6 protein-coding genes are annotated in these 6,270 nt (G+C 39.9%); 2 read left to right on the forward strand and 4 right to left on the reverse strand.

Features of this window, described 5'->3' with window-relative positions:
* Window positions 1–183 precede the first annotated feature (183 nt).
* Window positions 184–462 carry a hypothetical protein gene (locus tag ACFFAP_RS34715; protein WP_375515469.1) on the forward strand — a complete coding sequence of 93 codons (279 nt, stop codon included), beginning with the start codon at window positions 184–186 and terminating at the stop codon, window positions 460–462.
* A 203-nt stretch (window positions 463–665) separates the two neighbouring features.
* Here the strand turns inward: ACFFAP_RS34715 and ACFFAP_RS34720 are convergent, their stop codons facing one another.
* A complete protein-coding gene (locus ACFFAP_RS34720; protein ID WP_229484186.1) occupies window positions 666–962 on the reverse strand; it encodes a DUF3288 family protein in 297 nt (98 codons plus the stop codon).
* 350 nt (window positions 963–1,312) lie between these two features.
* Between ACFFAP_RS34720 and ACFFAP_RS34725 the strand changes: the two genes are divergently transcribed.
* Complete coding sequence (locus tag ACFFAP_RS34725; RefSeq protein WP_375515470.1) at window positions 1,313–3,769, forward strand: ATP-dependent Clp protease ATP-binding subunit; 2,457 nt, start codon at window positions 1,313–1,315, stop codon at window positions 3,767–3,769.
* Between the two features lie 345 nt (window positions 3,770–4,114).
* Here ACFFAP_RS34725 and ACFFAP_RS34730 read toward each other — a convergent pair whose 3' ends face one another.
* The 3 genes from ACFFAP_RS34730 to ACFFAP_RS34740 all read right to left on the reverse strand — a co-directional run.
* On the reverse strand, window positions 4,115–5,005 hold the full coding sequence (locus tag ACFFAP_RS34730) for a hypothetical protein (protein ID WP_375515471.1): 891 nt from the start codon (window positions 5,003–5,005) through the stop codon (window positions 4,115–4,117).
* 36 nt (window positions 5,006–5,041) lie between these two features.
* On the reverse strand, window positions 5,042–5,551 hold the full coding sequence (locus ACFFAP_RS34735; RefSeq protein ID WP_375515472.1) for a DnaA ATPase domain-containing protein: 510 nt from the start codon (window positions 5,549–5,551) through the stop codon (window positions 5,042–5,044).
* A 75-nt stretch (window positions 5,552–5,626) separates the two neighbouring features.
* Window positions 5,627–6,270: hypothetical protein (locus ACFFAP_RS34740; RefSeq protein WP_375515473.1), on the reverse strand; the 644-nt coding region annotated here is incomplete at its 5' end.

Here is a 6,270-nt window from a genome sequence, read left to right on the forward strand (position 1 = left end):
ATTCTGATTAATTTTTAATTTTTAACTTTTAATTTTTAATTAAAAAAAGGTCAACTAGAAAGTAGTATTGGGCAAATCAAATTACAACTGGTTCAAATCGACGCTCAGATTCATGCTCTTAATAACTAAGTTATAGCCCAAACTGACAGCAGCAAGCGTGCGGTTGCGGCGGCTGAAGCCCAATTGAGCAGTCGCAAGCGGGATTATCGAGATAAGCAAATTACTACTGTTAGTGATGTCCAAGAAGCCGCAGCGAATGTCAGAGCAGCAACTGCCGATTTAAGAGCAGCCGAGTCAAAGCGAAACCGATATGAGAACGTAGCCAAAGTTGGAGCTTTGTCACAAGATCAATTTGAGGAAGAGAAAAGCAAGACTAATTGTAGATGTTTGACTAAATTAGGACTTACGCAAAAATCGCCCAAAAGCTTAATTTGTCGAACCGCCAACTCTTGGAGAGGCTGACGCCAACGCATAGCGTCTCCAAGAGTTGACGCCAACGCGTAGCGTCTCGTTAGAGAAGAACGCCTTCGCGCAGGGTCTCCAAGAGTTGAATTCATAGAGTGTGCGTAAGTCCTATAAATAAGTCGTGGCGTACACAGCAACTAAATTTCTTTATGCGGGTAAGGAAGCGATCGCCACAATCGATAATGCCCGTGCCCCTTACCTTAATTCCAATCTTGTTCCTCTTTCTTGCCGCGACTTTTGTAAATACCCCCCAGGTTGTGAATTTGGCGAGTTTTCTCATAAAGTTCGGCTTCGGTCAAACCCCACTGCTGCAAGACTTTATCTAGGTCTTTTTGGATGTCTCTTGCCCCTGGAAACCCTTGATAACGCATTCGCAGTCTAGCTAATTCTGCTAAATTATAGTCTGTCGCCTCTTGAGAGAGTAAAATATCAATAAGGGGGCGATCGCGGCTATAAAGAGGATGTTGTTGGTCTTTACCTGCGGGTGCATTAGTCATCATGAGTCCTGAGTGTCGTTAGTGGTAGCGAGGTCTTTAGCCCTTGTTAAATCCTGAGTTTTAAGTTTAGCCCAGAGTTGAGGAGCAGAAAAGGCAAAAGAAAATCATCTTCTGCACTGACAAGCTAATTGTCAAATTGAGAACTCCTAACTCCTGTCCAAACGCGATTAATCGCGTCTCTACTCCTAACTCTTCTTAGACGGCAAGTACACCTGATGTCTTACGGCTCTCACCACTGCCACTCAAGTTTAAATAAAGTTACATTGTTCTTAAGAAAATACAAAAAACTTTAGATGAGGGTGAATTTTATCTCACCCAAAGTCCAAGCAGCGAGGGAGCAAGAACCCATTATGTTTGAACACTTCACTTCCGAAGCCATTAGAGTAATTATGTTAGCTCAGGAGGAAGCACGTCGCCTGGGACACAATTTTGTAGGAACTGAACAAATTCTCCTGGGTTTGATGGGAGAAGGAACTGGGGTTGCTGCTAAAGTGCTGGCCGAATTAGGCGTTACCCTCAAAGATGCACGTCGCGAGGTAGAAAAAATTATTGGTAGGGGTTCTGGCTTTGTACCACCAGAAATCCCTTTTACTCCTAAGGTAAAAAGCCTCTTCGAGCAATCGTTTAAAGAAGCTCATAGTCTGGGACAAAATTACATTAACACTGAACACTTACTCTTAGGATTGACCGAGGCTGGTGAAGGTGTTGCCGCCAAAGTACTGCAAAATCTAGGAGTTGACTTCAAGACTGTCCGCACTGCCATAGTTCGCCGTTTGGGTGAAAATGCACCAGCTATAGCTGGTGGTGGTGGTAGTCAAAAGCGCACCCAACCGCTAACTATGGAAGAGTTTGGTAGGAATTTGACCAAATTAGCACAAGAAGGCAGACTCGACCCCGTAGTTGGTCGCCAGAAGGAAATTGAACGGGCGATCCAAATTCTCGGTCGCCGCACCAAGAATAACCCAGTGTTGATTGGAGAACCAGGAGTTGGTAAAACTGCGATCGCAGAAGGTCTAGCTCAACGGATTATCAACCAGGATGTTCCCGAAACCTTACAGGGTAAGCAAGTTATCAGCCTCGACATGGGGTCATTGGTAGCTGGAACTCGCTTCCGTGGCGATTTTGAAGAACGCATCAAAAAAGTCGTGGAAGAAGTCCGCACTGTGGGCAATATCATCTTGGTAATTGACGAAATTCACACCTTGGTTGGCGCTGGTGGTACAGAAGGTGGTTTGGATGCAGCCAACATCCTCAAACCTGCCTTAGCACGAGGTGAACTCCAGTGTATCGGCGCAACAACCCTTGATGAGTATCGTAAGCATATCGAGCGCGATGCCGCCCTAGAGCGTCGTTTCCAACCGATTATGGTTGGGGAACCCTCAGTAGAGGAAACCGTACAAATTCTCTACGGCTTGCGCGGCGCTTACGAACAGCACCACAAAGTCACAATTTTGGATTCAGCACTTGTAGCAGCAGCAGAATTATCAGACCGCTACATTAGCGATCGCTTCTTGCCAGATAAGGCAATAGACTTAATTGATGAAGCTGGTTCTCGCGTTCGTCTGCGGAACTCCCAAAGTTCTCCCAATAAAGAACTCAAGCGTGAACTCGCTGGCGTTACCAAAGAAAAAGAAGCAGCAGTCAGAGTCCAAGATTTTGACAAAGCTACACAACTGCGCGACCAAGAGTTAAAACTCGCAGAACAACTGCAAGCAACGTTTACACCAAACGAGCAACCTGTCAACTCTACCGTAGTTGACGAAGAAGACATCGCTCAAATCGTTGCCTCTTGGACTGGCGTACCAGTCAACAAACTCACTGAATCTGAGTCAGAGTTGCTTCTGCACCTAGAAGACACTCTGCATCAACGGCTCATCGGTCAAGAGCAAGCAGTCTCAGCTGTATCTCGCGGTATCCGTCGCGCCCGTGTCGGCTTGAAGAATCCCAATCGTCCCATTGCTAGCTTTATCTTCTCTGGGCCTACCGGAGTCGGTAAAACAGAATTGGCGAAGGCACTAGCTGCCTACTTCTTCGGTTCAGAAGATTCCATGATTCGCCTAGATATGTCCGAATACATGGAAAGCCATACCGTCGCCAAGCTAATTGGTTCGCCTCCGGGTTATGTAGGATACGACGAAGGCGGACAGCTTACAGAAGCCGTGCGGCGGAAACCCTACTCAGTGCTGCTATTCGACGAAATCGAAAAAGCACACCCCGATGTATTCAATATGCTGCTGCAACTTTTGGATGACGGTCAACTTACTGATTCCAAAGGTCGGAAAGTGGACTTCAAGAACACGCTGATCATTTTGACTTCCAACATCGGTTCCAAGGTGATTGAAAAAGGTGGTAGTGGTTTAGGCTTTGACTTTGATACTCAAGCCGACGCTAGTTATAACCGCATCCGCACCTTGGTAAATGAAGAATTGAAAGCTTACTTCCGTCCTGAGTTCCTTAACCGTCTCGATGAAATTATCGTCTTTACCCAGCTTTCTAGGGATGAAGTCAAGCAAATCGCTGAGATTATGCTTCGTGATGTTTCTAAGCGGTTGGTAGAAAAGGGAATTATCTTAGAAGTTAGCGATCGCTTCAAAGACCGTGTAGTACAAGAAGGCTACAACCCTAGTTATGGTGCTAGACCATTACGCCGGGCAATTATGCGCCTCCTAGAAGATTCTCTCGCCGAAGCAATGCTGTCTGGTGAAATTACAGATGGAGATACAGCGATCGTCGATGTTGATGACGATTCTCAGGTAAGAGTACGAAAATCAGAAAAACGAGAATTGCTCTTGGCAAATGTTGGCTAATTTTATACCTGATCGCTTTTTACTATAATATTTGAGAAATAACTCCAGCCTCTTGCGTAGAGCAGAGGCACAAACAGGGTCATCTCAGACAAACATTAAGTGAAATGGTATTATTTCTCACCCCTAGTAGACATGCTAGGGGTTTTTTCATGCCTACGATTATCTGTCTCGTTCAGAGGAATACTTTTAACTACACAAAATAGGTTATACCAATTCTCTATAAAGATGTACAGAATAGACTGCCTGAAATCCTTGTTAGATAAAGGGGCTGTTCTATACAGGCTTACATAGAATTGGTATTAACAGCTAAAATAATAACTGGATCGCATTGTTCGTCACTAATTATTATTTCAAAATACTATCTGTTAAAATAACCTTTCTAATACTTCTTTTATCATCAAAAGGCACAACACGATCTTCAGAGTATTCATTTTCTAACTTGTACTCTTCTCCAAAGTCAATACTTAATTGCAAATCTGGTTGTTTAGAAGTATTAATCAGATCAACATAAGTGCCATAATCAAGGGTGTAAATATTGTATCGAACACCTGGATTATCTTTGTCAGCATATCCACGTTGCATTAAATGCAGAACTCGTGAATCAAAAAGTCTCTGAATAACATCGTGTTTTTCAAGCACTCTAGGAAGTAAAAATGATCTAGCGCGACGATGGCCAATTACCTCTCCAACTATTTTCTCAAGAAGCTTTTGAAGTTTTTCATCAAGATTCTGGGATTTATCTTGTTCAAACCATTGTCTAGCTGCTTCTAAAATTGCCTTTTTATCTATATTATTTCTACTTCTGCGTTCAGCATCAAAATAGGCAATACTAAAAATATTAATCAGGTCACGTGCCACTCCTTCGGAAGCTCGTACAAGTTCTTCTAATATATTTTTATTAGTGAATACAACAGAAATGAATTTTGAGCTTGAAGATATTTTATGATTGGATTCCATATATTGAGCAGGTAATTCGCTCCTAACATGCTTATATAACATATTAGCAAAAGCATCAGTAATCTTTTGAGGATTCCGATCGTAAACATAATAGTTATCAATATCTAATGCAGTCAAAATATCACTTCCTATCTCGAAACCCAGTATTCCTCTTGATTCTTGAATTATACCGAAATTAGACCTATATTCTAGAGAAGCTATTTTAACCACTATTTGTGAATTGGCAAAAAAACTTCTCTTAAAAAATTCTGCTAAGTATGGTTGAATATCTATTGGCAAAGACGACCACTCATCCATAAGTATATAAAGCGTAACTTAAAATTTTTCTAGTAAATTCTTTAAAGATAAATGTAAATCTGGAAATACAATATTATTGTGTACATGACGTTCAACTGGCTCTATCATCACTTTGCTCAGTTCAAATAAAGCTTGAAAATTACCTTCTTTTTCTTTTATTGGTTCATTAACAATATAATCACATAAACCTTTTTGTATTTCAGCAAGTATATCCTTAAATAAGGAAAAACATCTATATTTTAAAGCAACAGCATAATCAGAAAATTGGGAAGTGCTTCCCAGAGTTCGAGCATCAATGTAAACAACGGCGTTACATTTTTCTTCACTCAAACGAGAGGACAATACTCTCAAAATGTGAGTTTTCCCAGTTCCCCGGCGACCGTAAATAATTTGATTATTAAAATTATCAAGTTGCGGTAAAATACCCACATCTACAAAAGTCCCTACTAGTTTTTGCATATCCTGTTGTCTTTCGGAACGTAGGCGTATTCTAGATACAGACTTGATTAGCCACTCATCTTGAAGCATTTCTTATTGTCTCTTAGTTTTTTTGATTAATATAATTAAAGTATGACAAAGCTTATTTATAAATTTTAAATTATCTTAAAGCATCTCGTAATGTATATCAGTAATACCTTTCTTAACTTTCTCAATTTTTGATTCTCTATTAATTTTCTCTAGTTTTTCATCCAAAATTAATTCTATTCCCAACTTGATATAATCAAAATATCTTAAACAATCTTCTTCACTTAATTCATGAATTCCTTTACTTAAGATAGAATAAATTATCTTATTTTGAACTAAGAAAGGAGGTAGGAGGTTTTTTAATAAACCGATTTTTTCATCCATTCTACTTTTATTGTAAGTATCTTCATTCCATGAATCTAGCTTTATAGCTTCTTCATGAGCTTCTTTAACTAAATCTTCAAATATTCTTCTTAAATATACAAAGGAACCTATTCCGATTCCATAACTTACAAGGCCAACTGCTTTACTTAATTCTTTATATTTTTCATTTCCCAATATTTTTCTATACTTTTTAATTTCATTTCTATTTAAATCAGCTATTGAAGGGTGCTGTCCAACCTTCTGTAGTAGATTATTATGAACTCTAGTATAAAAACTTATGATATGATTTTCATCCCTTGCACATTGAAAATAAACAACAAAAGTTCTATTTTTTAGTGCAAATTCTTTTCCATTTTGTCTTCTAGATGTTTTATCTTTAAAAGTACTATCTTTTTGAC

Origin of the sequence: uncultured Nostoc sp. (assembly GCF_964245575.1) — a bacterium.
Lineage (GTDB): Bacteria > Cyanobacteriota > Cyanobacteriia > Cyanobacteriales > Nostocaceae > Nostoc.